This is a genomic window from Luteipulveratus mongoliensis (assembly GCF_001190945.1).
In the GTDB taxonomy this organism is placed as follows: Bacteria; Actinomycetota; Actinomycetes; order Actinomycetales; family Dermatophilaceae; genus Luteipulveratus; species Luteipulveratus mongoliensis.
In genome coordinates, this window is the sequence record NZ_CP011112.1 from 2707715 (window position 1) to 2733350 (window position 25636).

The following is a 25636-nucleotide window of genomic DNA, read 5'->3' on the forward strand; positions in this document are numbered from 1 at the left end:
GCTCAGGCGGGAAGGTCGCTCTCCTCGATGCCGAAGGTCGCCTCGGGCACGGCGGCCGTGATCATCGTCCCGTCCGCACGTCGCCCGCCGACCAGCGGCGCATCGCCGAGCGCACCGTCGATGCGCGGGCCCTGGTCGGCCAGGGCGACCGTGACGGGAGAGTCGGCGGAGACGTCGTACGACGTGCCGCGGACGCTCACCGTGACCGGGTCGCCCTCACTGACACCGAACTCGATGGCGTGCTGGGTCAGCCGGACCCTCAGCTGGGAGCCGTGCCAGCGCAAGGAGTACTCCAGGGAGGGCCAGCTCACCGGCAGGCGAGGGTCGAACGACAGCGTGCCGCCGTGGTCTCGCATACCGCCGATGCCGTTGACCACGGCGGCCCACACCCCGCCGGCGGAGGCGATGTGCAACCCGTCGACGGTGTTGTCGTGCAGGTCGGCGAGGTCGACGTAGAGCGCGTGGTTGAGGTACTCGGCCGCGACCTCGTGGTAGCCCACCTCGGAGGCGATGACGGCCTGCACCACGGCCGACAGCGTCGAGTCACCGGTGGTGATCGGGTCGTAGTACTCGAAGTCGGCCTTCTTCTCCTCGAGCGTGAACCGGTCGCCCTGCAGGAACAGCGCGAGCACCACGTCGGTCTGCTTCAGCACCTGGAAGCGGTAGATCACCAGCGGGTGGTAGTGCAGCAGCAGCGGACGCAGCTCGTCAGGCGTACGAGACAGGTCCCACACCTCACGCGCCAGGAACTGGTCGTCCTGCGGATGGATGCCGAGGCGGGAGTCGAACGGGATGTGCATCTTGGCCGCGCAGCGGTGCCACTCCTCGACCTCGCCGTCCTTGAGGTGCAGGCGCTCGGTCAGCGCGGCCATCTCGTCGGGGTAGTCGCGGCGCAGCAGGTCGACCATCTCGGCGGCACGCTCCAGGTTGTACCTGGCCATGACGTTGGTGAACAGGTTGTTGTTGACGACCGTGGTGTATTCGTCCGGCCCGGTCACGCCGTGGATGTGGAAGGACGGGTCGCCGTTGCTGCGCCAGAAGCCCAGATCGGCCCAGAACCGGGCCGTCTCGACCAGGATGTCGAAGCCACCGCGCAGCAGGAAGTCGATGTCGCCGGTGGCATCGACGTACTTCATCATCGCGAACGCGACGTCCGCGTCCAGGTGCATCTGAGCGGTGCCGGCCGCGTAGTAGGCCGACGCCTCCTCGCCGTTGATGGTGCGCCAGGGGAACAACGCACCCTTCAGGGCCATCTCGGCGGCCCGTCGCCGCGCGGCATCGAGCATCTGGCAGCGGAACACGAGGGTGTTGCGAGCGATCTGCGGCGCTGCGTAGGTGAGGAACGGCGTGACGTAGACCTCCGTGTCCCAGAAGTAGTGGCCCTCGTAGCCCGAGCCCGTGACGCCCTTGGCAGGCACGCCTTGAACGTCTGCACGGCCGGCGGCCTGCGCGATCTGGAACAGGTTGTAGCGGATGGCCTGCTGGACCGCGGGCTGGTCCTCGACGACGATGTCGGCGCCGTCCCAGAAGGTGGAGAACCACTCGCGCTGGGCGGCGTGCGCCCGGTCGATGCCGTACTGACGAGCCCGGTCGAGGGTGCGCGCACAGCGGTCCGCGAGCTCACGAACCGGGACGCCGCGCGAGCTGTGATAGGCGACGAACTTGTCCACCCGGAGGGTCTGGCCCTCGCTGAGCTCGGTGCGGAAGACCGCTTTCGCCAGGTCCTCCTCGTGGTGCGTGATCGTCTCGTACGCGACCGGGCAGGTCACCACGTGGTCGGCCGCGACCGCGACCGTCATGCGCGAGTGCGCGCACCGGTAGCCGAGCGCCAGGCGTTCGTCGGTCGCATCGCTCATGATCGGCTGCAGCACACGTTCGGTGAACTGAGCCGCCTTGCGCGGGTCTCGGCCCTCGCCCATGGCAGCGGACGGGACGTCGTACTCGTCCTTGCCGTCCTGGCGGTTGAGTATCTGCGACGAGATCAACACAGGCGTGCTGCCGGCGCTGGACAGGACGGTCACCTCGAGAGACAGGATCGCCAGGTGCCGCTGGGCCATCGAGACCATGCGAGAGCTGACGACCTTGATCCGCTTGCCCGACGGCGTACGCCAGATCAGGCTGCGGCGCAGGACACCGTCGCGAAAGTCCAGGACGCGTTCGTACTCCTCCAGGTCCGCGAAGTTGACGTTGAGCGGCTCGTCGTCGATGTAGAGCTTGAGCACCTTGGCGTCAGGGACGTTGACGAGCGTCTGGCCCGTCCGGGCGAAGCCGAACGCCGCCTCCGCGTGGTGGATCTGCCAGGTCTCGTGAAAACCGTTGATGAAGGTGCCGTGCGCGTGGGCGTCGCGGCCCTCGGCCGGGTTGCCGCGCATCCCGAGATAGCCGTTGGCGACCGCGAACAGGGACTCGGTGACGCCGAGGTCGTTCCGGTCAGTGCGCTTCTCGACCAGGCGCCATGGGTCGATGGGGAAGCGGGTCCGGTCCATCGGATCAACCGGCGAAGAACCCAGGGCCGCGCTCATGAGATCAGCTCTGCGAGATCACGGACCACGATCGTCGCGCCGGCGTCCGCGAGCGCCGATCCGGCGCCCCGGTCCACACCGACGACACCGGCGAATCCGCCTGCTGCGCCTGCCTGTACGCCGCTCACAGCGTCCTCGAGCACGATGCACCTCGCGTGGGCCACGCCGAGCTCGTCGGCGGCGTGCTGGAAGGTGTCGGGCGCCGGTTTGCCAGGCAGGCCGAGCCGCGCCGCCACGACACCGTCGATGACGACCTCGAAGCGGTCGGCAAGTCCGGCTGCGGCGAGCACGGCGGGTGCGTTCTTGGAGGAGGAGACGACAGCCATCTGTACGCCGATGGTCGCCAGGTGATCGAGCAGCGCCACCGATCCTGGGTAGGCGCGCACACCGTCACGCGTGAGCACCTCGTTGAAGGTGACGTTCTTGCGGTTGCCCAGACCGTGCACGGTGTCCAGCTCGGCGTCGTCGTCGACGGTGCCTTCCGGCAGCTCGATACCGCGCGAGGTCAGGAAGTCGCGGACGCCGTCGTAGCGCGGTTTGCCGTCGACATGGGCGAAGTAGTCCGCCTGGGTGTACGGAGGCTGATCAGGATGCTCGGCGCGCAGGTAGCTGTTGAAGAGGGCGTCCCACGCCTGCATGTGTACCTCGGCAGTGGGAGTGAGCACGCCGTCCAGGTCGAACAGCGCGGCTTCGACAGCAGTCCAGTCGAACGCAGCAGACGTTTCGGTCACTCGCGCGATGCTAGGGCTTCGGAGTGGCCAGACGTCGTAGGCGGTGTCACATTCCAGGTGCGGATCGAGCCGAGCGCCCGGCGGTCGGCCTAGGTTGGACGCATGAGCCACTGGTGGCACGTCGTGCAGGACCCGGCGCCACTACGTGCGATCTACGGAGTGGACAGCGTTCACCACTGTCCAGCTACGCGTCTTGCTTCTGGGGCGGATCTCGGCGTACCAGGAAGTGAACCGCCACTAGTGCAGACCATCGGACTGCATAAGGTGACCGCATGATCGACCTGGACGACGACGCTGCGGGTCCGCAGCGGTCGGATGAGTGGCAGGACGCCGCCCGAGCCGTGCTGGCCAAGCAGAGGCGCGCGGTCGAGGGCGATCCTCGGCAGCTCCTCGACAGCGCGACGGTCGACGGGGTGCCGGTTCCGGCGCTCGCTGAGCCGCTCGAGACACATCGCGCTGCCCCGGGGGCCTTCCCGTTCGTCCGTGGTGGCAACCGCCCGGACGGCGCTGACCGTTGGGACGTGCGGGCCTGGATGTCCTCGCGCGACGCGGCCGACGGAGCACGTGTCGCCGAGCAGGAGCTCGAGGGCGGCAGCACCTCCTTGTGGGTCGTCGTCGGTGGTGACGGCACGCCGGTCGACGCTGTGCCCGACCTCCTCGGCGGCGTCTATCTCGACCTGGCACCGGTGGTGGTCGAGGCAACCGGCGACGTCACGCCATTGAGCGCGGCACGGGCCCTGAGCGCCGTCGTCGAGAGTCGAGACGGTGCGCCGCACCCGCGCACCAACCTGGGCATCGACCCGTTCGGCCGAGCGTTGCGCCACGGTGGTGCGCCCGACGTCGCGGACGTCGGGCCGGGCGCTGAGCTCGGTGGACGACTCGGCATCCGCAGTCTGATCGTCGACGGCACCGCAGCGGCCGACCTCGGTGCGGGCGACGTCGCAGAGGTGGCGTTCCTGGTCGCCAGCGGACTCGAGTGTCTGAGAGTGCTCGAGGAGGCAGGCGTTGGCCTGCGAGATGCCTTGGGACAGCTGGAGTTTCGCGTCTCAGTGACCGATGAGCAGTTCGTCACCATCGCCAAGCTGCGGGCCGCACGGCTGCTCTGGGCGGCGGTGACTCGCGAGTGCGGCGCAGCACCGGCCGATGGCCTCATGCGCCAGCACGCCGTGACCTCGCGCGCCATGCTGACGCGATACGACCCGTGGACCAACCTGTTGCGTACGACGGTGGCAGCCTTCGCGGCCGGGGTCGCTGGCGCCGAGTCGGTGACCGTGCTTCCGTTCGACACCTCGGTCGGCCGGCCCGTGTCGCTGAGTCGCCGGATGGCGCGCAACATCTCGACGCTGCTGGTCGATGAGTCACACGTCGCGATTGCCGCCGACCCGGCTGGTGGGTCGTACGCCGTGGAGCGGCTGACGGACGATCTCGCCGAGGCCGCATGGGCGCGCGTACAGCAGGTCGAGGCTGTGGGCGGGATGCGAAAGGCGTTGGTGGACAAGACGTTCCAGGAGATCGTCGAGGAGGACCGTGAGGCGCGCAGGGTGCTCGTGGGCTCACGGCGTCGTCCGGTGACCGGCGTCAGCGAGTTCCCACTGGCGGGCGAGACGCTCCTGCAGCGCGAGCCCTGGTCGACCCCGCAGGTGTCCGGCTGGGCGGCAGACTTCGAGCGGCTCCGCGACGAGTCCGCGCCGGTCCCCGTGGTCCTCGCGACGATGGGCCCGGTCGCGGAGCACACCGCGCGAGCATCATTCGCGACCAACCTGCTCACCGCCGGGGGAGTGCGCTGCGAGAGCGCCGGCGCCACGGCCGGCCCGGCAGACGTCGTACCCCTGCTGGCCAAGAGCGGGACGGCGGCGGTGGTGGTGCTGGCGGGCAGTGACGCCCAGTACGCCTCGGACGGCGCGGCCTACATCGAGGCTCTGCGGCAGGCGGGTGCCGAGTGGGTAGTCCTGGCGGGCAAGCCGTCACCTGAGATGGCCCCGCTTGTCGACGACCACATCGCTACCGGGCAGGATGCGATCGATGTCCTGCAGCGGTTGCGTGCGCGCCTGGAAGGCGGCCATTCATGAGCATTCCCAAGTCTTTTGGCGAGGTCAGCTGGGAGCAGGTGCGCGCCCTTGGTCTCGATACGTCCTCCGCTAGCGCTTCGGACTACTCGACCAGCGAGGATGGCTCCTCGACTGGCGGGGACGGCGATGGGTGGGAGGCACCCGAGGGCATCACGATCCGGCCGTCGTACGACGCCGCTGATCTCGACGGCCTCGATGCCTTGCAGACCTATCCGGGCCAGGCGCCGTTCCTGCGCGGTCCCTATCCCACGATGTACACCACGCAGCCGTGGACGGTGCGTCAGTACGCCGGCTTCTCGACCGCCGAGGAGTCCAACGCGTTCTACCGGCGCAACCTCGCAGGCGGTCAGAAGGGCCTGTCGGTCGCCTTCGACCTGGCGACGCACCGCGGCTACGACTCCGACCATCCGCGCGTGGCCGGTGACGTGGGTATGGCCGGGGTGGCCATCGACTCGATCCTCGACATGCGTCAGCTCTTCGACGGCATCCCGCTGGACCGGATGAGTGTCTCGATGACGATGAACGGCGCAGTGCTGCCGGTGCTCGCCCTCTTCATCGTCGCGGCCGAGGAGCAGGGGGTGAAGCCGGAGCAGCTCACGGGGACGATCCAGAACGACATCCTCAAGGAGTTCATGGTCCGCAACACCTACATCTACCCGCCCGAGCCGTCGATGCGGATCATCTCCGACATCTTCGCGTTCACCGCCGAGCGGATGCCGCGCTTCAACTCGATCTCGATCTCCGGCTATCACATCCAGGAGGCGGGGGCGACGGCCGACCTCGAGCTCGCTTACACCCTCGCCGACGGCATCGAGTACGTCCGCGCCGGCCAGGCAGCAGGTCTGGACATCGACGCGTTCGCGCCGCGGCTGTCGTTCTTCTGGGCGGTCGGGATGAACTTCTTCATGGAGGTCTCCAAGCTGCGTGCCGGCCGCGCGCTGTGGTCGCGAGCCATGAAGGAGCTCGGCGCCCAGAACCCGAAGTCGCGGTCGCTGCGGACCCACTGCCAGACCTCAGGATGGTCGCTCACCGCGCAGGACCCGTTCAACAACGTGGCGCGCACGTGCATCGAGGCGATGGCCGCGACGCAGGGTCACACGCAGTCCCTGCACACCAACGCCCTCGACGAGGCGATCGCCCTGCCCACGGACTTCTCCGCGCGCATCGCCCGCAACACCCAGCTCCTCCTGCAGCAGGAGAGCGGCACGACCGGGATCATCGATCCGTGGGGCGGCTCCTACTACGTCGAGCGGCTGACCCACGAGCTGGCGGACCGTGCATGGCAGCACATCGAGGAGGTCGAGGCCGCGGGCGGCATGGCCAAGGCGATCGAGGCCGGCATCCCCAAGATGCGGATCGAGGAAGCGGCGGCCCGCACCCAGGCTCGGATCGATTCGGGGTCCCAGGTCGTCGTTGGGATCAACACCTACGTCAGCGATGAGGCTGATGAGGTCGAGGTGCTGCGCATCGACAATGCCTCGGTGCGTTCGCAGCAGATCGCCAAGCTTGAGCGCCTGCGCCGCGAACGCGACAACGATGCGGTCGAGACGGCGCTCGCACACCTGACCCGATCAGCAGCCGAGTCCTCAGGCGCTGCAAGCGATCTCACCGACAACCTGCTCGCGCGCGCTGTCGAGGCGGCGCGCGCCCACGCCACGGTCGGTGAGATCTCCGACGCCCTCGAGAAGGCGTACGGCCGTCACACCGCAGTGATCCGTACGATCTCAGGGGTGTACCGCGACGAGACACGCCAGTCCGGCGGCGAGGACGCCGTACGCCGGGTGCTCGAGGCCACCTCGAGGTTCGCCGAGGCTGAGGGCCGGCGGCCACGGATCCTGGTGGCCAAGATGGGCCAGGACGGTCACGACCGCGGTCAGAAGGTCATCGTCACGGCGTTTGCCGACATGGGCTTCGACGTCGACGTGGGCCCGCTGTTCGCCACGCCGGAGGAGGTCGCGCAGCAGGCGGTCGACAACGACGTGCACCTGGTGGGCGTCAACTCCCTGGCCGCAGGCCACCTGACTCTGGTGCCGGCCCTGCGCGAGGCACTCGCCGCGGCCGGTCGGCCCGACATCATGATCGTCGTCGGCGGGGTGATCCCGCCGGCCGACGTCCCGTTGCTCGAGGAGATGGGCGCGGCGGCCGTCTTCCCGCCCGGCACGGTGATCGCCGAGGCGGCGATCACCCTGTTGCGCGACCTGGCTGCCGCGCACGGACACGACGCATGACCCCGACCGCCGAACCGGAGGCGCTCTTGGCCGCCGTCCGGTCCGGGGACCGGGCGGCGCTGTCGCGAGCGATCACGCTCATGGAGTCCACGCGGGCTGACCATCGGGCACGTGCCCGCGAGCTGGTCGCGGGTCTGACGCCTGGTGCGACATCGGTGCGTCTCGGGATCTCGGGTACGCCTGGGGTCGGCAAGTCGACCTTCATCGAGGCCCTCGGTACTCACCTTCTCGAGCAGGGCCACCGCGTCGGTGTGCTGGCCGTCGACCCGTCGAGCACCCGCACCGGAGGCTCGGTCCTCGGCGACAAGACGCGGATGCCGCGTCTTGGCACCAGCACCGATGCCTACGTCCGACCGTCTCCGACCTCGGGCACACTCGGCGGAGTCACGCGTGCCACCGCGCAGACGATCCCGGTGCTGGAGGCGGCCGGCTACGACGTCGTCCTGGTGGAGACCGTCGGAGTCGGGCAGTCCGAGACGGCGGTCGCCGGCATGGTCGACACCTTCCTCCTGCTCGGTCTGGCGCGATCAGGCGACCAGCTCCAGGGCATCAAGAAGGGCGTGCTGGAGATCGCGGATGTCCTAGCGGTCAACAAGGCGGACGGCGACTACGCCGATCAGGCGCAGTCCGCCGCCAAAGAGCTTGCGGGCGCGGTCCGCCTCGTCCATCCCCGCGGAAGTCGTTGGGTACCACCGGTGCTCACCACTTCCGGGCTCACCGGAGATGGTGTGGCGGAGGCGTGGGACGCCGTACGCCGACACCGTGAGTCGTTCGGTGAGGACGGGCTGGCACGCAAGCGCGCGGAGCAGCAGTGGGAGCTCGCAGAGCTGTTGGTGCGCGATGAGCTCGAGCAGCGCTGGCGTCGCTCGGCGGCCGTCCAGGCGGCCACACCCGACCTGCGCCAGCAGGTGCTCCACAAGAACCTGCCAGCCGTCGCCGCGGCCGACCGGCTGCTCGCGGCGTACGACTCCGACTGATCGGCGCCTAGCTCACGCCCCGCTCGACGACCGCGTGGACCGCGGCCAGTGCCGCAGCGTTGCCGTCGATGTCGACCTCTTCGGATGTCGGTCGGCCCCACAACCACAGGTCGAGGTCTGCGGCCTTGCCCGAGACGGTGACCCCGGGCGAGGCGGCGCCGTCCTCGACGAGTCCGAAGCGGTGGTCGTCGGTGGGCTCGCCGCCCCACGGCGGTTTGCCCGTGAAGCGGCCGATGGACACGTCCCACGTGCTGTCGGTGTCGGTCGCGTGGAAGCGCGCGGTGTGCTCGCCGGCCGCGAACGTCCCCCAGTCGGGGTGCTCGCCGTGCATGATCCGCAGGGCCTCGTCGACACCGTCGGTAGCAAGGTCCGCGTCGATGGGCGCCCGGTCGGTGCCGGCGGTGAGCTCGGCGTCGATCCGGTGGATGAGTGCCTCGTGAGCCTGCCGGCGACGGATGTAGGCGACGGTGTGGAGCGCGGGATCGGAGACCCACATCCACCGCGGCTCGCTCGGGTCGGCTGCGGCGGCCGACTCGCACAGGTGCGGGCTCCACCGGTCGTAGAAGCGCAGCAGCCCGGCGTGGTCCTCAGGGCGCTCCGGGTCGGCGAGGTCCTCGATCTGCTGGACGGTCCGCAGGTCCTCGCTGAGGATCGAGCCCCAGAACCACTGGACCTCAGCCAGATGCCAGAGAAGGTCGTCGGTCTGCCATCCCGGGCACGTGGGAACCTCCGCGTCACGCGGCGCCAGGCGGATCGCGTCGTTGAACCGGACGGACTCGCGCGCCAGGTGCTCCAGGAAGGGCAGCTCAGAAGTCATGGGACGGCACGGTAGTAGGGGAGCGCGTCGGGCACGAACCGGTCCGTCCGGTCGACCAGCGTCCGAGACATCATCGGACACCCCTCGGCCGCAGCTGGATGCTGATCCGCGGTCCGACCGGCTTGCTGGTCTTGGGGATCGCGTGCTCCCAGGTGCGCTGGCACGAGCCGCCCATGACGAGCAGATCGCCGTGGCCGATCACGAGGCGTACGGACTCGCCTCCGCCGCGTGGTCGCAGGGCCAGCGTGCGCGGCGAGCCGATCGAGATGATGGCGACCATCGTGTCGTGAGTGTTGCCCCGGCCCTCCCGGTCGCCGTGCCAGGCGACCGAGTCCCGACCGTCGCGATAGAGACACATACCCGCGGTGCGGAAGGGCTCACGAAGCTCGGCTCGGTAGTAGTCGGACAGCTGGTCGCGCGCCTGCTCCACGACGGGGTCCGGCCACGGCTCTCCCTCGCCGTAGAAGCGCAGCAGGCGCGGGGTGTCGACCTCGCGGTCATACATCCAGCGCCGCTCGCCGCGCCACTCCACTCCGGCTGACCCCCCGAGAGTCAGCCGGGTGAAGAGCTCGTCCGCGCCGGTCAACCAGCCTGGACGCATGTCGACCCACGCGCCATGTGTCAGCGGCGTCCGGCGAACCGCACCGTTGAGTGGGCGCAGGCCGACGTCGTCGACCTGGTCGAGCAGTGATCCCTGGAGTGCGGCGTGAAGCTCGCTCATGCCGAAACTATAGAACACATGTTCGAAGACGATCAAGGGGTCATGTCGTGCCGATCAGGGACGTACGGACTCCAGGACCGCCTGCGCGGCGTGGTAGCCGCCCAGTCCGCTGACCCCGCCACCGCGATGGCTGCCCGCGCCGCAGAGCAGGACACGGTCGTACGACGTTGCCACGCCCCAGCGTTGTGCCGGCGTCTCGAGCGGCTCGTCGTCCTCGGCGAAGGGCCAGGCGAGTGGCCCGTGGAAGATGTTGCCGCCGGGCATCGAGATATCGCGCTCGAGATCCAGCGTCGTCTTGGTCTCGATGCAGAGGTGACCTTCAGACGTACGCATGATCACGTCTTCCACCGGCTCGGCGAGGACCGAGGAGAGGGAGTCGAGCACCGAGCGTTCGAGCTTGGACCGCTGTTCATCGTGTCGCGCCGGATCGATCAGCCGATGCGGTGTCTGCAGCGAGAAGACCGTCAGCGTGTGGGCTCCCGAGGCGCGCAGCTCGGGGCTGAGGATGGTCGGATCCGTGAGCGAGTGGCAGTAGATCTCGGCCGGCATCGGATCAGGAACGCGCCCGGATTTCGCTGTGGCATAAGCAGATTCGAGCTGGCTGTAGAGCTCGTTGATGTGGAACGTCCCTCCGAACGCGGCCGCCGGGTCGACGCCTTGCTCGCGCAGCCGTGGCAGCCGGCTCAGCAGCAGGTTGACCTTCACCTGGGAACCCTCGGCCGCTGGTCGGTCCGCGGTGTCGCCCATGAGGTCCGCGAGCACCCCGGGCGCGGCACCACACAGCACATGGTTGCCATGGACCTGATGACTGCCCGCCGCGTCGTCGTACGCCACCTGTCCGTCACCGTCGATGGACCGTACGGTTGCGCCCACCTGGATCGTCGCCCCCGCCTCGCGAGCGGCGCGTTCGAGGGCGCCTGAGACCTCGCCCATTCCCCCGACCGGGACGTCCCAGGCCCCGGTGCCACCGCCGATCACGTGGTAGAGGAAGCAGATGTTCTGCTGAAGATCGCGCTGATGGGCCTCGGCGAAGGTGCTGATCAGGCCATCGGTGAGGACGACGCCGCGGACGAGGTCGTCGCGCACGCTCGACTCGATGACCTCGCCGAGCGGCCGCTCGATGTAGGCGTCCCAGGTGCGGTCGTCCCCGAGCAGCGCTCGCGCCTGGGCGCGGCGGGGGAGTGGCCCGGTGACGGTCGGCCACAGGGCGGCGGCGAGCTGTGCGGTGCGCCCGTAGAACTCGGTGAAGCCCGCGGTGTCCTCGGCGGCGCCGATGGCGGCGAACGACGCGTTCGTCGCTGCCGCGTCCTGGTTGTCGACGAGCAGTCCCGTGTCCGTGCCGGGGCGTGGCGTGTAGGACGCAAAACGCCTGCGCCGCAACGTGATTGACAGACCAAGGTCGTCGATCACCTGTTGTGGCAGGAGGCTGACGAGGTAGGAGTAGCGCGACAACCGGGCGCCTGTCCCGGGGAAGGCCTCGGCAGACACGGCCGCGCCGCCCACATGGTCCTGCCGCTCCAGCACCAGGACGGAGAGGCCGGCGTGCGCCAGGTAGGCGGCCGCAGTCAGACCGTTGTGCCCCCCGCCCACGACCACGACGTCGTACGAAGAGCGGTCAGCCTGGAGGGACATGCTCGGGAGCCTAGTTGGCGCCGTCTGGGTGCGTGTCGAGACGCTGGTGTCGGTGGGGTGGCGCACAATGGAGCGGATGCCCCTCTACCGAGATGCCGCGATCGTGCTGCGGACGCACAAGCTGGGTGAGGCCGACCGCATCGTGACGATGCTCGGCCGCAACCGCGGCAAGGTGCGTGCCGTGGCCAAGGGCGTACGGCGTACGCGCTCTCGCTTCGGCGCGCGTCTCGAGCCGGGCATGGTCGTGGATCTGCAGTGCTACGAGGGCCGTTCGCTCGACACGGTGACCCAGGCGGAGTCGCTGGCGCCCTACGGCGAGCACATCTCTCGCGACTACTCCGCGTGGACGGCGGCGACAGCGATGCTCGAGACCGCCGACCGGCTGACTGAGGAGCATGAGCCGATCACCGCCCAGTTCACCTTGCTGGCGGGTGGGCTCAGCGCGCTCGCCGGCCGCCAGCACGACTCCTCCCTGGTTCTCGACTCCTACCTCGTGCGTGCCGTGTCGGTCGCCGGCTGGGCACCGACGTTCAGCTCGTGCGCCGGTTGCGGCGCACCGGGTCCGCACCGCGGGTTCAACCTCGCCAGCGGAGGAGCGGTGTGCGCCCTGTGCCGCCCGCCGGGGTCGGCTGCGCCGCGACCGGAGACCTTCACGCTGCTGTCCGCTCTGCTCGTGGGCGACTGGGCAACGGCCGACGACAGCGACCCTCGCGCCCGAGAGGAGGCCAGCGGACTGGTGGCCGCCTACCTGCAGTGGCACCTCGAGCGCGGTGTGCGATCGTTGCGCCTCGTGGACCGCGCCGACTCCTCTGCACCGCACCAGCACACCGCGCAGGATGACCTGCCCGCCGCCGAGGCGGCCCGGTGAGGGGCCGTCGTACGCCGGTGGTCCAGCGCGAGGTCATCGCCCCACCGGCGCACCCGAGTGGGGCGCGGCCACCGGAGATCCCCGCAGAGCTGGTGCCCCAGCACATCGCGATGGTCATGGACGGCAACGGTCGCTGGGCCAACTCGCGCGGGCTGCCCCGCACCAAGGGCCACGAGGCCGGTGAGGCCCAGCTCATCGACGTGATCGCCGGTGCCATCGAGCTCGGTGTGCCCAACCTGTCGGCCTACATGTTCTCCACCGAGAACTGGAAGCGTTCGCCCGACGAGGTGCGCTTCCTGATGGGCTTCAACCGCGACGTGATCCGGCGACGGGTCGACATGCTCGACTCCTGGGGAGTGCGCTGTCGGTGGTCCGGGCAGCGGCCGCGGCTGTGGCGCTCGGTGATCAAGGAGCTCGAGTCGGCCGAGGAGCGCACTCGCGACAACACCGTGATGACTTTGCAGATGTGCGTCAACTACGGCGGCCGGGCGGAGATCGCGGACTCGACGCGAAGGATCGCCGAGCTGGTGCAGGCCGGCAAGCTGCGCGCCGACAAGATCGACGAGCGCACGGTCGCTCGCTACATGACGTGGCCGGACACCCCGGACGTCGACCTGTTCGTCCGGTCCTCGGGCGAGCAGCGGACCAGCAACTTCATGCTCTGGCAGTCGGCCTACGCCGAGATGGTCTTCCTGGACACGCTGTGGCCGGACTTCGACCGACGCCACCTGTGGGAAGCCGTACAGATCTATGCCGAGCGCGACCGTCGCTATGGCGGAGCGATCGATCGATCGGGACGATCAACCTGACATCACGTGCCCTCCAGGGCACCAGATGTCGCAACGATCGTCAGCGGCGCTGGCAGGCTTGGCAGGTGCCGAAGAGCTCGATGGTGTGCGTGACGTCGCGGTAGCCGTTCTCGACACCGATGCGCTCGGCCCACCGCTCCACGGTCGGACCATCGACCTCCACGGTCGCACCGCAGTCGCGGCAGACCAGGTGATGGTGATGGCCGGTGCTGCACTGTCGGTAGACGGCCTCGCCGTCATCGGTGCGCAGGACGTCGACCTCGCCGTCGGCGGCCATGGTCTGCAGCGTGCGGTAGACCGTGGCGAGCCCGACCGCATCGCCCTGTGACCGCAGCCGGGCGTGCAGGTCCTGCGCCGACGTGAAGTCATCGAGCTCGGAGAGCATCCCCGAGACGGCGGTGCGCTGTCGGGTCGGGCGTCGGGTCGGGCCCTCGTTGCCTGCGGGCTGCGCGGTCATCGTTCCTCCTTCGGTCCGGCGGGGACGACGTGGTGCTCGTCCCAGTGGTCGGCGTGTGCGGCGTGGCGCTCACCATCGTGCAGGTAGTCGACATGGTCACCATGCCGGATGGTCGGATGACCGCAGCCGGTGCCGTGCTCGTGCTGGTGCTCGTCCTTGCCCTCATGAGAGCGAGCGCGGGCTCGGGCGACCACGCCGGTGCCGATCGTGGCGACCAGGAAGATCGCGATCGTCAGCAGCACGATCGTGCCACCGGAGGGAGTGTCGGCGTAGTACGAGGTCCACACGCCGCCGACGCTGGACACGACGCCGATCAGCACGGCCAGGCGCAGTGCCGACCGGAAGCTCCCGCCAAGCAGCTGCGCGGCCGCGTTGGGGACGATCATCAACGCGCTGATCAGCAGCAGACCGACCACCCGCATCGACACCACAACGGTGACGGCCGTCAGGACGGCCAGCGTGATGTTGAGGGCGGTGACCCGCATACCGGTGGCCCGGGCGTACTCCTCGTCGTTGGCTACGGCGAACAGCCGCGGCCGCAGCACCCATGTGGTCGTCACGATGACGGCTGCCAGTGCGGCGAAGACCCAGACATCGGTCGAGCTCGTGGTGGTGATCGCGCCGAAGAGGTAGGAGTCCAGGTTGGCGGGCGCACCGCTGCCCGCTCGGCTGATAAGGACGACACCCAGGGCGATACCGCCGTAGAACATGACAGCGAGCGCCACGTCACCGCTGGTCCGACCGCGCGCTCGGACGAGCTCGATGAGCACCGCCGCCGCGACCGCGAAGATCAGCGCCGTGCCCACCGGCTGGTTGCCCGTGAAGACGCCGACCGCGACGCCGGCGAGGGAGACGTGACCCAGACCGTCGCCGATGAGCGACAGCCGGCGCTGGACGAGAAAGATGCCGACCATCGGCGCTGCGAGGCCGACGAGGAAGGCCGCGATCAGCGCGCGCTGCATGAAGTCGTACGAGAGCAGCTCAGGCATGTCGAGACCCCCGGTCATCGAGCGGCCCGACGGCGCCGACCGCCGGAACGTGCGGATGGTCCTCGTGGTGGTGGCCGCCGGAGACCGCCTCGAGCTCTTCGCGCGCCCGCTGCTCGGCGTACGCCGCAGGTGAGCCGTCGAAGCGGATCCGTCCGGCGGTGAGGAACACGATGCGGTTGACGACCCCGCGCAGGGCGGCGAGCTCGTGCGTGACGATCACCATCGTGGTGCCGCGCAGCGTGAGCCGGCGCAGGACGTCGGCGAGGACGATCTGACTGGTCTCATCGACGCCGGCGGTGGGTTCGTCCATGATCAGCACGTCCGGCTCGGACGCCAGCGCTCGCGCGATCAGCACCCGCCGCTGCTGCCCACCGGAGAGCGTCGAGACGTCCTCCTTGGCGCGGTCCAGCAGACCGACCAGCTCGAGCGACTCGTGCACGAGCTGCTTGTCGTGGCGGCTCTGTCGGGCCAGCAGCGACTGATGGGGGAGCCGGCCGGTCGCGACGATCTCCTCGACGGTCGCGCGGACCGAGGCCGACAAGGTGTGCCGTTGCGGCACGTAGCCGAGGCGGTAGCGGTCCTTGAACCGGTCCAGCGGCTCGTCGAACAGCTGGACCTCGCCACCGAGGTGCTCGTTGAGGCCGAGCAGCCCTCGCACGAGGGTCGACTTACCGGAGCCATTGGGTCCGAGCAGCGCGACGACCTGACCACTCCCGATGGTCAGGTCAACGCGGCGCACAATCGCCTGGTCGGCGTACCCGAAGGACGCCGACTTCAGCGAAATCACTGTGCTGGCAACGGGATTGGTCACGAACAGCCTTGCCCCTTCTTCAGGGCGGCGAGGTTCGAGCGCATGATCTCAAAGTAGTCCTTGCCGGCCGACTTGTCCGTGACGCCCTCGATCGGGTCGAGCACGGCGGTGGTGGCGCCGGTGGACTTGGCCACGGTGTCGGCGAACGCGGGCGAGACGAGCGTCTCGGTGTAGATCGTGGTGACGTGATGCGCCTTGGCGTAGGTCGCGATCGAGGCGAGCTGCGAGCCCTCCGGCTCCGACTCGGGCGACAGGCCGGCGATCGGAACCTGGGTCAGACCAGTGCGTGCCGCGAGGTATCCGAAGGCTGCGTGGCTGGTCACCACGTCCTTGCGGGAGCAGGACTTCAGCCCGGTGGTCAGGTCCCCGGAGAGGGTGTTCAGCTTGCCGCCGAAGGCCTTGGCGCCCGCGTCGTAGTCCGCCTTGTGCTCGGGGTCGACCTTGCTCAGCTGGGCAGCGATCGCGTTGCCCACCGACTGATAGCGGACGGGGTCTAGCCAGAAGTGCGGGTCGGTCGCGCCGGCCTCGTCCTCGTGCTCGCCTTCGGTGGAGTGCGCCTCGGCGACCGGTGAGGTGAGCTTGAGGTCCAGATGAGCGGCCGGGCCCACGTCGTACGACGTCTTGCTGGCCTGGTTCTTGGCGGTCTGGTCGACGGCGCCGGAGATGCCCTTCTCGAAGACGAAGAGCTTGGCGTCGCTGACCTTGGCGACGTCCTTGGGCGTGAGCTCCAGATCGTGGGGCTCGACACCGGGCTTGGTGAGGCTGCTGACGTTGACGTGCGAGCCACCGATCTGCTGGATCGCGAACTGCAGCGGGTAGAACGACGCGATGACGTCGACCTGCCCACCCTTGCTGCCTGACCCGCCTGACCCGCCTGACCCGCCGGTGCCCTCCGAGCCGCAGGCAGCGAGTGCGGTCGTGGACAGCAGGGCGGTGGCGACAGCAGCGCCGAGTCGAAGGCTCATGGCAATCATTCTCAACTGAAGTGAGAATGATTGTCAAAACAAGCTATCGAGGCAGCGCGGTCACGACGGTGAGAACGGCCGTCAGGAGGAGCAGGGCCAGGCGCATCATCCGCTCGAGCCGGGCCAGCCTCGGCCACGCCAGGTAGAGCAGCCAGGCGACGAAGACCGTCAGGAGGCCATAGCAGACCGCCCCGATCCAGCCGCGGACGAGAGCGCCGACGACGGCGAGCACGACGAAGGCAACGGCGGGCGCAGAGCGCGGCAGTCGGGCGAGCAGCTGCAGGACCGGATGGCTGGCGTGCTCGATGCGGCTTCGCACCAATCCGGTGCGAACGGACGGTTTGGCGGAAGGCTGAGGAGCGGGTGAGGGGGAGGCCACTCGCAGAGGGTAGTCGGCGGTCCCAACACCTTGACCAAGTCTTGACCATCACCGGTGCAACCTGGCACCGCTGCTTGGAATGGCGCAGGTCGGTGGCCCTTTACGTTTCGTGACACCGGGTCAACATCAACGGCCCCCGTGCACGCAGGAGACCAGGCATGCGGCTCAACCCCTCGACGATTGCCACTGCTGCTGCCTCCGCTGGACTGCTCGTCACCGCGCTCGCCACGTCCCCGTCGGCGGGCGCCGCGACGCACGACCCGACGCCCTCGACCGAGCGCAGCGTCAACGTCCCTGAGATGACCGCTCGCTGGCTCGCCCAGGACCGTGGCATCAGCCTCACCGAGGCGCGTGACCAGGTCGCGGCGCAGCCTGGTCAGACCGCCACAGCAGACACCCTTGAGCGGTCACTAGGCTCGTCCCGCTCAGCCGGCTCCTACGTCGACGCTCGCGGCATGCTCGTCGTCAACGTCAAGGACGCCTCGGCTGCCGATGCCGTCCGCGCCAAGGGTGCGACCCCGCGCCTCGTCAAGCGCTCGGGTGCCGACCTCGCGACCATCGAGCAGACCGTACGCCGGGTGCTCGGCACCGGCTTCGTCTCGATCGGCAGCGAGCCGGTGAGCAACGCGGTGAAGGTGGTGGTGGCGGGCAGCGACCTCGCCGCTGCGAAGGCCGCGCTCGCGGATGTGAGCGGTGCGCTGGTGCGCGGCACCACGGCCAAGGTCAGCACTCAGGCCAACGTCTACGGCGGGCAGCAGATCGAGTTCAGCGGCTATGTCTGCTCGCTCGGGTTCAACGCTCGTCAGGGCTCGACGCCGGTCTTCGTCACTGCCGGTCACTGCGGCGAGGGCTACCAGACCTTCCGCAAGAACGGCACCACGCTCGGCGTCACGAAGGCGTACTCCTTCCCGGGCAACGACTACGCCTACGCCACGCTCTCCTCGGGCTGGACCGGCATCGGCGCGGTCGACCTCTACAACGGGACGGCCCGCTCAGTGAAGGGCTCGTCCAACGCCGCTGTGGGCACCGCTATCTGCAAGTCCGGTCGCACCACCGGCTGGACCTGCGGCTACGTCAAGGCCAAGAACCAGCAGGTCAACTACGGCAACGGCGACGTCGTCTCCGGGCTCACCCTTACCAACACCTGCACCGAGGGTGGCGACTCGGGCGGCTCGTGGATGGCAGGCAGCTACGCGCAGGGCGTGACCAGCGGTGGCGCGTCCATCAATGGTCGCTGCCTCGAGGTCTACGGCCGGGAGAACGTCGCTTACTTCCAACCGATCGGAGAGATCCTGTCGGCCTATGGCCTGACGCTCACCACGAGCTGACCGGCCGCCGGCGGTGACGCCGGCACCCAGACCGCCGTCACGGCGTACGCAACCCCCCTCGGCATCTGCAACTCAAGTCCGGAAGCGGCCTTCCTGGACATGACGGATGTCATGCGTACGCCGTGACGTGCGTGTGGGGGACGTGTGGCGCTGGTCCGCCAGAGTTCAAGGCATGACGACACAGATACACATGGTGGAGGACGCAGCCTCAGGGCCCGCGGAGCCGGCGATCCGGTTGGAGGGTCTGCGCAAGTCGTTCGGCTCAGTGCAGGCGGTCAAGGGCATCGACCTCGACGTGCAGCCCGGCGAGATCGTCGCGTTCCTCGGCCCGAACGGCGCAGGCAAGACGACGACGATCGACATGATCCTGGGCCTCGGGCAGCCGGACGACGGCACCGTCGAGGTCTTCGGGTACGGCCCGCGGGACGCGATCGAGCGGGGCCTGGTCTCCGCGGTCATGCAGACCGGGGGACTGCTCAAGGACCTCACGGTCGCTGAGACGGTCGAGCTCACCGGCTCACTCTTCGTGCACTCGCGCACGGTCGACGAGGTGCTCGAGCGCGCGGGCATCGCCGACATCGCCAAGCAGAAGGTCGGCACCTGCTCCGGCGGCCAGCAGCAGCGGCTGCGGTTCGCGATGGCGCTCATGTCCGACCCGGCGCTGATCATCCTGGACGAGCCGACCACGGGTATGGACGTCACCGGACGGCGCGACTTCTGGTCCGCCATCCGCGCCGACGCGGCACGCGGGCGCACGGTGCTCTTCGCGACGCACTACCTCGAAGAAGCCGACCAGTACGCCGACCGCATCGTCCTCATCCGCAGCGGCGAGATCGTCGCGGACGGCACCGCGGCGCAGATCAAGGCGCATTCGAGCGGGCGCACCGTGCGGGCCACCCTCCCGCACGCCGATGCCGAGACGCTCCGCGGCCTGCCCGGCGTACAGGGCATCGACCTGCGCGGCGACTCCGTCCTGGTGCACACCACCGACTCCGACGGCGTCGCCCGTCACCTGCTCACCCAGACCTCGGCCACCGACCTGGAGATCACCGCGCGTGGTCTCGAGGAGGCCTTCATCGCCCTGACCGGCGCCACCGACGACGAAGGAGCCTGACATGACTGCCATCGCTACAGAGGGCCGCATCGACGCGGCCTCCCGCACAGTCCCGAAGAGGGGCGGGTTCAACAAGACTCTGCTCACGATCGAGATGAAGCGCATCTTGCGCAACAAGCGCACGGTGATCTTCACCTTGCTGATGCCGATCGCCTTCTTCTTCGCCTTCGGCAACGCCGACTGGGGCAACGACCAGATCGGCTCGGGCAACTACGCCGCGTACTCCGTGATCTCGTTCGCCCTGTACGGCGCGATGGTCGCCACCACCTCGGCTGCGGCTTCGGTGTCGGTCGAACGTTCGCAGGGGTGGTCACGACAGCTGCGACTCACCCCGCTGTCCGGGCTGGCGTACATCAGCGTCAAGGTGATCGCGGCGATGGTGCTCGGCGTCATGCCGGTCGTTCTGGTCTACCTGGCCGGCCAGACCGGCAAGGCTCAGATGCCGACCGACGCGTGGATCAGGTCTGCGGTGCTGGTCTGGATCGGCGCGCTGATGTTCGCCGCGTTCGGTCTCTTCATGGGCTACCTGCTGCCGACCGAGAATGCGATGCAGGTGATCGGCCCTGTGATGGCCTTCCTGGCCTTCGGCGGCGGCATCTTCTACCCCTTCCCGGCGATGAGCAATGTCATGCAGCACGTCGCGCAGCTGACGCCGATGTGGGGCGTGAGCATGATGGCCCACCTGCCGCTGACCGCCGAGGGCGTCCCTGCGTGGCAGTGGATCCTCAACATCGTGGTGTGGCTCGGGATCTTCATCGGCGGCGCCGTCTGGCGCTTCCGCAAGGACACCAAGCGCGTCTGATCAACAGGTCAGTGCGACAGTGACTCTCATGAGCAGCGAACCTCGAGCGTCCGACGACGAGCAGTCGTCGGACGCTCGATCCTCAGCGCGTCGGTCGTGGTTCTTCGAGCCCGAGCCACGCGAGGGAGAGAACCGCCGGGCGTGGTTCTTCTCGGCCAAGCCGAACGATGACGAGACCGGCTCCGGCGAGGAGCGCGGCATGTCCAACCTGTTGGCATCCGTGCTCTTCGCCGGCGTGTGGCTGGTCTATCTGGCCCAGCCGGTCTCGACGGCCTGGAAGATGCCCAACCACGTGCGCGGCGTGGCCGGTGTCATCGCGACTATCACCTTCGGCGCGCTCTACATTCTGCATTTCAACGCGGCGCGGATCGGCGCGTTCGGGGTCACCGGCCGTCAACGGACCGAGTTCGCACGGCGACTCATGCTGTACGTCCCGCTCGCCACCGCGGCGCTGGTCACCACGCTCCTCGTGGGTCAGGACGGCACAGCCACCTGGGTGTTCCTCGCGGTGGCGGGTTGCTGGACCTTCCGGCTCTCGATCGCGATCGCCATCGGCCTCGCCCTGATCGTCGCGTATGAGCTCTTGGCCTGGCTCGACCCAGGTTGGGACCGTGACGCCTCGCTCGCCGGAGCGATCCTGCTCGCGATGATCGCGGTCTCCGGCGCCATGCTCGCCTCGCGCCGACAGCGTGCCTTGGTCGATGCTCGGCGCGAGAACGCTCGTCTCGCCGTGCAGGAGGAGCGCAACCGCGTGGCTCGGGACCTGCACGACATCCTCGGCCACTCGCTGACGGTCATCACGGTGAAGGCGGAGCTGGCCGGCCGACTGTTCGACGCGGATCCGGAGCGAGCGCGCCGCGAGGTCACCGACCTTGAGCGGCTCTCGCGCGATGCTCTGGTCGACGTACGACGAGCGGTCGAGGGCTACCGAGAGATCTCGTTGGCCGGCGAACTGGCCCGGGCCCGTGAGGGATTCGCGGCTGCCGACATCGAGGCCGACGTCCCCAAGGCGATCGACGAGGTGGAGTCGGACCTGCGCGAGCTGTTCGCGTGGACCGTGCGCGAAGCCACCACCAACATCATTCGGCACAGCGCCGCACGGCATGCAACGATCACGGTCGGACCCACCAGCATCTCGATCCAGGACGACGGACACGGTCCGCAGGGAGACGCCTCGGGCAACGGTCTGCGGGGTCTGCGCGAGCGAGCGGTTCAGGCGGGCGCGGTGCTGACCACCCGCGAGCTGAGTCCCGGTTTCGAGCTGCTCGTGCAGACAGCCGACCGTCCCGTGGCGCGCCCCACCGACCTGCAAAGGACCCCATGACGATCTCCGTGATGCTCGCCGACGACCAGGCTCTGGTCCGCGGCGCGCTCGCTGCGCTTCTTGACCTCGAGACGGATCTGCACGTGGTGGCCGAGGTCGGCCGCGGCGACGAGGTCGTCGAAGCGGCGCTCAAGGAGCAGCCCGACGTGGTGCTGATGGACGTCGAGATGCCAGGCATGGACGGGATCGCGGCGACGGCCGCCCTGAAGGCCCAGCTGCCCGGCGTACACGTCCTGATCGTCACGACGTTCGGGCGCCCGGGTTATCTGCGGCGCGGGCTGCAGGCAGGCGCCGACGGTTTCGTGGTCAAGGACACGCCGGCCCGCGAGCTGGCCAACGCCGTACGTCGGGTGCACCAGGGTCTGCGTGTCGTCGACCCCGCGCTCGCCACGGACAGTCTGGTGGCGGGCGAGTCGCCCCTCACCGAGCGGGAGACGCAGGTGCTGCGGTCGGCGCTGGACGGCGGCACGGTGGCCGATATCGCCCGCGAGCACTTCCTGTCCGAGGGCACGGTGCGCAACCACCTGTCCTCCGCGATCGGCAAGACGGGCGCGCGCACCCGGGCCGAGGCGGCGCGTATCGCCGTCGACAACGGCTGGCTCTGACCAGGTTGATCGGGCATGCCGATCGGGCTGCGAGAATGTCCGGGCTATGACTGAGGTTCTTCCCGCGCCGAACCCCGTCCTGCCTCCGCTGCAGGTCGGGCGCCACACCATCGACTCACCCGTCGTACTCGCTCCGATGGCCGGCATCACCAACCGCGCGTTCCGCCGGCTCTGTCGGCAGTACGGCAACCGCGGCCTGGCCGCCGGAGGCGCCTCGGGCGCCTCCTCGCTGGCTGAGTCCGATGAGCGCGTGTCCTCCTCCGACCACGCTCACAGGCTCGCGCGGGGCGGCATCGTCAACGCGCTGTACGTCAGCGAGATGATCACCTCGCGTGCGCTCGTGGAGCGGACGCCGATCTCGATGCAGCTGATCGAGCACGACGCCGACGAGAACCCGCGCTCGATCCAGCTCTACGGCGTGGACCCGGCGACGGTCGGGCGTGCGGTGCACATGCTCGTCAGCGAGGACCGGGCCGACCACATCGACCTCAACTTCGGCTGCCCGGTCCCCAAGGTCACGCGCAAGGGTGGGGGAGCGGCCCTGCCGTGGAAGACCGACCTGTTCCGCGGGATCGTGGCCGCGGCGGTGCGCGAGGCGACGCCGTACGACGTGCCCGTCACCGTCAAGATGCGCAAGGGCATCGACCCCGACCATCTGACCTTCCTGGAGGCCGGCCGGATCGCCGAGGGTGAGGGCGCGGCGGCCGTTGCGCTGCACGGTCGTACGGCTGCGCAGGCGTACTCGGGCACGGCGGACTGGTCCGCCATCAGGGCGCTGAAGCAGACAGTCACCAGCATCCCGGTGCTCGGCAACGGCGACATCTGGTCTGCGGAGGACGCGGTCCGGATGGTGCGCGAGACCGGTTGCGACGGCGTCGTCGTCGGACGCGGGTGCCTCGGCCGGCCGTGGCTCTTCACCGACCTGGCCGCAGCGTTCGCGGGTTCGAGTGCGCGGGTCGAGCCGACGCTCGGCGAGGTCAGCGAGACCCTGCGGCTGCACACCGTCTATCTCGCGGAGTTCCACCAGTCCGAGCAGAAGGCGTGCCGCGACATCCGCAAGCACATCGCCTGGTACCTCAAGGGATTCCCCGCCGGGTCACACGTACGCTCCCGCCTGGCCACCGTCGAGTCGCTCGCCTCGTTGGACGACCTGATCGCGACGTTGGACCTCGACCAGCCGTGGCCGGGCGAGCCGGCCGAGGGCCAGCGTGGACGAGCCGGTTCCGAGCGCCACGTGGTGCTGCCCGAAGGCTGGTTGGACTCGCAGGTGCTCGACGGCGCCGCGGCCGAGGCCGTGGCGCAGGCCGAGCTCTCCGTCTCCGGAGGCTAGCTCGCAGGTCCGCCGCCCACCTGCCCGCCTGTAGCGCGGCCCGCGTCAGGTGCTGCCTGCTCGGCGAGTGCGCGCGAAGGGCTCGTACGCAGCCTGTCCGGGATCCGTTCGCGCGCAGTGAGTGGCCGCTCATCGCCGTTAGCGCGCACTGAGCAGCCACTCAGGGCTTGCGCGTCCGAGGCCTGTGGATGACCGCGGAGGCACCACCTCGAGTTCGGGCAATGTCTGGCCATGCCTCGTTCGCCCGCGCCGCTGCCCGAGTCCCTCCGGGGTCGGGCGTTCGCGCTACCCGAAGCAGCCGAGGCGGGTCTGCCAGGACGGCTGCGCGGTGACCATCTGAGTCAACCGTTCAGAGGCGTGCGGAGCGATAGCCCGTGCGACTCGCTCCTGGAGCGTGCATCCGCACTCGCGTGTGTGCTCCCGAAGCAATCCGCCTTCGCCGGGCCGACAGCGGCTGCGCTGCTCGATCTGCCATTGCCGCGCGACTACGAGGCAGCCGATGCGGACCTGCACGTCATCACCAAGACGGGTAGCCCGGCGATCCGCAGACCAGGCGTCGTGGCGCATCGCGGGGTGGACCGTCGGACGACGCTCATCCACCGCGGCCTACGCATCACCACACCGACCGATGCCTGGCTGGACCTCACGCAGCTGCTCGTGCTCGACGACCTGGTCATCCTCGGCGACGCGATCGTGGCGAAGAACCATGAGCTGCTCGGCTCACTTCGCGACGGCCTGGCAGCACGGCCTGGCCAGCGCGGCGTCGTGCTCGGTCGGTCCGCGCTCGACCTCATCCGGCCCCGTTGCTGGTCGCCCATGGAGACCCGATCCCGGCTGCTCCTGGTCAGAGCCGGGCTGCCGGAGCCCGAGCTGAACGCCGAGGTCCATGACCATGCGCGCACCTGGATCGCGACGGTCGACATGGTCTGGCGGGACCGCAAGGTCATCGTCGAGTACGACGGTGGTGGCCATCTCGAACCGAGCCAGCGTCGCCTCGATCTGACCAGGCGACGCCAGCTGCGCAGCGAAGGGTGGACCGTGATCGAGATCTCTGCGGATGACGTACTCCGCTGGCCCGAGCAGCTCGTCGACCTGGTGCGCGCTGCACTCGCCACCTGATGTGCGCGGCGCCGGCTCAGCCCTCGAGTGAGTCACCACTCAGCGCGCGTCAACGGCTCGTACCCCGTGGGTCTGGAAGCCTTTCGCGCGCACTGAGTGGTGACTCACCGCCGAAAATGCGCAGTGAGCAGGCGCTCATGGCGGAGGACTCGCGAGAGCGGGTCAGCCGGCGGGCGCGTGGCGGGGTGAGGTGGCGACGGGGCGGTCCGGGTCGGTGATCCAGTGCGACCAGGACCCGACGTAGACGGCGGTCTGTGCGCCGATACCGGAGGCCTCCAGCGCGAGTGCGGTGTGCATCGCCTGCACGCCTGATCCGCAGTAGACGCCGACCTGGGAGTGCGGCCCGATGCCGTACGACGTGAAGCGCATCGCGAGGTCGTCACCGGTCAGGAAGCGACCGTCGTCCTGCAGGTTGGCGAGGGCGGGCGAGCTGAGCGCACCGGGGATGTGGCCGGCCACCGGGTCGATCGTCTCGTTCTCGCCTCGGAACCGGTCGGCAGGGCGAGCATCGATGAGGACGCTGCGCCGGGCGTACTCCGCGGCGTCGTCGGCATCGAGCACGTCGCGGCTCGGTGGCGTCGCCACGAAGTCGCCGCGCTCCGGGGCGACGGGGTCGGAGCTGAGCGGCAGTCCGAGCGACTCCCAGAGTGCCCGTCCGCCGTCGAGCACCTGGACGCACTCGTGCCCGCAGTACTCCAGCAGCCACCAGCACCGGCTGGCCGCCAGCGCATTGCCCTGGTCGTAGACGACCACGGAGCTGTCGTTGCTGACGCCGGCCGCGCGCATGGCCTCCTCGAGCGTGGCCAGGTCCGGCATCGGATGGCGCCCACCGTCGCCGGGTGCCCCGGACAGCACGGACTCGAACTCCACCCAGGCGGCGCCCGGAAGGTGACCGGCGTCGTACGCCGGCCGCATCGACGGCTGACCGAGCTGCCAGCTGACATCGAGCAGAACGACCGGCTCTCCCCGGTCGAGACGAGCGTGCAGCTGCTCGGCGCTGATCAGCGGTCCACAGGGTCGGTTCATAACCCTGAGAGTA

23 protein-coding genes are annotated in these 25636 nt (G+C 69.2%); 12 read left to right on the forward strand and 11 right to left on the reverse strand.

What is annotated here, in order from left to right; genetic code table 11:
* Positions 1–2 precede the first annotated feature (2 nt).
* A complete protein-coding gene (locus VV02_RS12925) occupies positions 3–2522 on the reverse strand; it encodes a glycoside hydrolase family 65 protein (protein ID WP_052591999.1) in 2520 nt (839 codons plus the stop codon).
* Positions 2519–3262 carry an HAD family hydrolase gene (locus tag VV02_RS12930; RefSeq protein ID WP_425412294.1) on the reverse strand — a complete coding sequence of 248 codons (744 nt, stop codon included), beginning with the start codon at positions 3260–3262 and terminating at the stop codon, positions 2519–2521. Before VV02_RS12930 ends, VV02_RS12925 begins: the two co-directional genes overlap by 4 nt.
* 263 nt (positions 3263–3525) lie before the next feature.
* On the opposite strand from VV02_RS12930, the gene VV02_RS12935 reads away from it, so the two are divergent.
* The 3 genes from VV02_RS12935 to meaB are packed head-to-tail and all read left to right on the forward strand — an operon-like array spanning position 3526 to position 8527.
* Complete coding sequence (locus tag VV02_RS12935; protein WP_052592003.1) at positions 3526–5322, forward strand: methylmalonyl-CoA mutase family protein; 1797 nt, start codon at positions 3526–3528, stop codon at positions 5320–5322.
* The gene (scpA, locus tag VV02_RS12940) at positions 5319–7550 is read left to right on the forward strand and encodes a methylmalonyl-CoA mutase (RefSeq protein ID WP_083450136.1); all 2232 of its coding nucleotides are present in this window, start codon (positions 5319–5321) and stop codon (positions 7548–7550) included. The genes VV02_RS12935 and scpA overlap by 4 nt, the downstream gene beginning before the upstream one ends.
* Complete coding sequence (gene meaB, locus VV02_RS12945) at positions 7547–8527, forward strand: methylmalonyl Co-A mutase-associated GTPase MeaB (protein WP_052592005.1); 981 nt, start codon at positions 7547–7549, stop codon at positions 8525–8527. Before scpA ends, meaB begins: the two co-directional genes overlap by 4 nt.
* Positions 8528–8534: 7 nt before the next feature.
* Here meaB and VV02_RS12950 read toward each other — a convergent pair whose 3' ends face one another.
* The 3 genes from VV02_RS12950 to VV02_RS12960 all read right to left on the reverse strand — a co-directional run bounded on the left by VV02_RS12950 (position 8535) and on the right by VV02_RS12960 (position 11697).
* Positions 8535–9344: a maleylpyruvate isomerase family mycothiol-dependent enzyme gene (locus VV02_RS12950; RefSeq protein WP_052592007.1), complete on the reverse strand. Its 810-nt coding sequence runs from the start codon at positions 9342–9344 to the stop codon at positions 8535–8537.
* A gap of 70 nt (positions 9345–9414) precedes the next feature.
* A complete protein-coding gene (locus VV02_RS12955) occupies positions 9415–10065 on the reverse strand; it encodes an alpha-ketoglutarate-dependent dioxygenase AlkB (protein ID WP_052592011.1) in 651 nt (216 codons plus the stop codon).
* Positions 10066–10119: 54 nt separating this feature from the next.
* Entirely contained in the window at positions 10120–11697 is a 1578-nt protein-coding gene (locus VV02_RS12960) for a phytoene desaturase family protein (RefSeq protein WP_052592013.1), read from the reverse strand.
* A 76-nt stretch (positions 11698–11773) separates the two neighbouring features.
* Here VV02_RS12960 and recO point away from each other — a divergent pair, with 76 nt between their 5' ends.
* Together recO and VV02_RS12970 are read left to right on the forward strand one after the other, a co-directional pair.
* Entirely contained in the window at positions 11774–12565 is a 792-nt protein-coding gene (gene recO / locus VV02_RS12965) for a DNA repair protein RecO (RefSeq protein WP_052596964.1), read from the forward strand.
* Complete coding sequence (locus tag VV02_RS12970) at positions 12562–13374, forward strand: isoprenyl transferase (RefSeq protein WP_169787686.1); 813 nt, start codon at positions 12562–12564, stop codon at positions 13372–13374. The genes recO and VV02_RS12970 overlap by 4 nt, the downstream gene beginning before the upstream one ends.
* Positions 13375–13414: 40 nt before the next feature.
* Here VV02_RS12970 and VV02_RS12975 read toward each other — a convergent pair whose 3' ends face one another.
* Genes VV02_RS12975 through VV02_RS12995 form a run of 5 tightly spaced genes read right to left on the reverse strand, consistent with a single transcriptional unit; the run spans position 13415 to position 16975 of the window.
* Positions 13415–13831, reverse strand: a complete 417-nt coding sequence (locus VV02_RS12975; protein WP_052592017.1) for a Fur family transcriptional regulator — start codon at positions 13829–13831, stop codon at positions 13415–13417.
* Complete coding sequence (locus VV02_RS12980; RefSeq protein ID WP_052592019.1) at positions 13828–14820, reverse strand: metal ABC transporter permease; 993 nt, start codon at positions 14818–14820, stop codon at positions 13828–13830. The genes VV02_RS12975 and VV02_RS12980 overlap by 4 nt, the downstream gene beginning before the upstream one ends.
* Positions 14813–15631, reverse strand: a complete 819-nt coding sequence (locus VV02_RS12985) for a metal ABC transporter ATP-binding protein (RefSeq protein WP_052592021.1) — start codon at positions 15629–15631, stop codon at positions 14813–14815. Before VV02_RS12985 ends, VV02_RS12980 begins: the two co-directional genes overlap by 8 nt.
* Entirely contained in the window at positions 15628–16596 is a 969-nt protein-coding gene (locus tag VV02_RS12990; RefSeq protein WP_083450137.1) for a metal ABC transporter solute-binding protein, Zn/Mn family, read from the reverse strand. Before VV02_RS12990 ends, VV02_RS12985 begins: the two co-directional genes overlap by 4 nt.
* A gap of 43 nt (positions 16597–16639) precedes the next feature.
* Positions 16640–16975, reverse strand: a complete 336-nt coding sequence (locus VV02_RS12995) for a DUF6703 family protein (RefSeq protein WP_157063396.1) — start codon at positions 16973–16975, stop codon at positions 16640–16642.
* Between the two features lie 158 nt (positions 16976–17133).
* Between VV02_RS12995 and VV02_RS13000 the strand changes: the two genes are divergently transcribed.
* The 7 genes from VV02_RS13000 (at position 17134) to VV02_RS13030 (ending at position 24597) form a co-directional block, all read left to right on the forward strand.
* A complete protein-coding gene (locus VV02_RS13000; RefSeq protein ID WP_052592027.1) occupies positions 17134–18303 on the forward strand; it encodes a S1 family peptidase in 1170 nt (389 codons plus the stop codon).
* Between the two features lie 172 nt (positions 18304–18475).
* Positions 18476–19417 carry an ABC transporter ATP-binding protein gene (locus VV02_RS13005; protein WP_052592029.1) on the forward strand — a complete coding sequence of 314 codons (942 nt, stop codon included), beginning with the start codon at positions 18476–18478 and terminating at the stop codon, positions 19415–19417.
* Between the two features lies 1 nt (position 19418).
* The gene (locus tag VV02_RS13010; protein WP_052592031.1) at positions 19419–20219 is read left to right on the forward strand and encodes an ABC transporter permease; all 801 of its coding nucleotides are present in this window, start codon (positions 19419–19421) and stop codon (positions 20217–20219) included.
* A 28-nt stretch (positions 20220–20247) separates the two neighbouring features.
* On the forward strand, positions 20248–21543 hold the full coding sequence (locus tag VV02_RS13015; protein ID WP_052592033.1) for a sensor histidine kinase: 1296 nt from the start codon (positions 20248–20250) through the stop codon (positions 21541–21543).
* On the forward strand, positions 21540–22148 hold the full coding sequence (locus tag VV02_RS13020; protein WP_052592035.1) for a response regulator transcription factor: 609 nt from the start codon (positions 21540–21542) through the stop codon (positions 22146–22148). The genes VV02_RS13015 and VV02_RS13020 overlap by 4 nt, the downstream gene beginning before the upstream one ends.
* A gap of 46 nt (positions 22149–22194) precedes the next feature.
* Positions 22195–23478 carry a tRNA dihydrouridine synthase DusB gene (gene dusB, locus VV02_RS13025; protein WP_052592037.1) on the forward strand — a complete coding sequence of 428 codons (1284 nt, stop codon included), beginning with the start codon at positions 22195–22197 and terminating at the stop codon, positions 23476–23478.
* A gap of 231 nt (positions 23479–23709) precedes the next feature.
* Positions 23710–24597: an endonuclease domain-containing protein gene (locus VV02_RS13030; protein ID WP_083450138.1), complete on the forward strand. Its 888-nt coding sequence runs from the start codon at positions 23710–23712 to the stop codon at positions 24595–24597.
* A 162-nt stretch (positions 24598–24759) separates the two neighbouring features.
* Here the strand turns inward: VV02_RS13030 and VV02_RS13035 are convergent, their stop codons facing one another.
* Complete coding sequence (locus VV02_RS13035) at positions 24760–25623, reverse strand: sulfurtransferase (RefSeq protein ID WP_052592041.1); 864 nt, start codon at positions 25621–25623, stop codon at positions 24760–24762.
* Between the last annotated feature and the right edge of the window lie 13 nt (positions 25624–25636).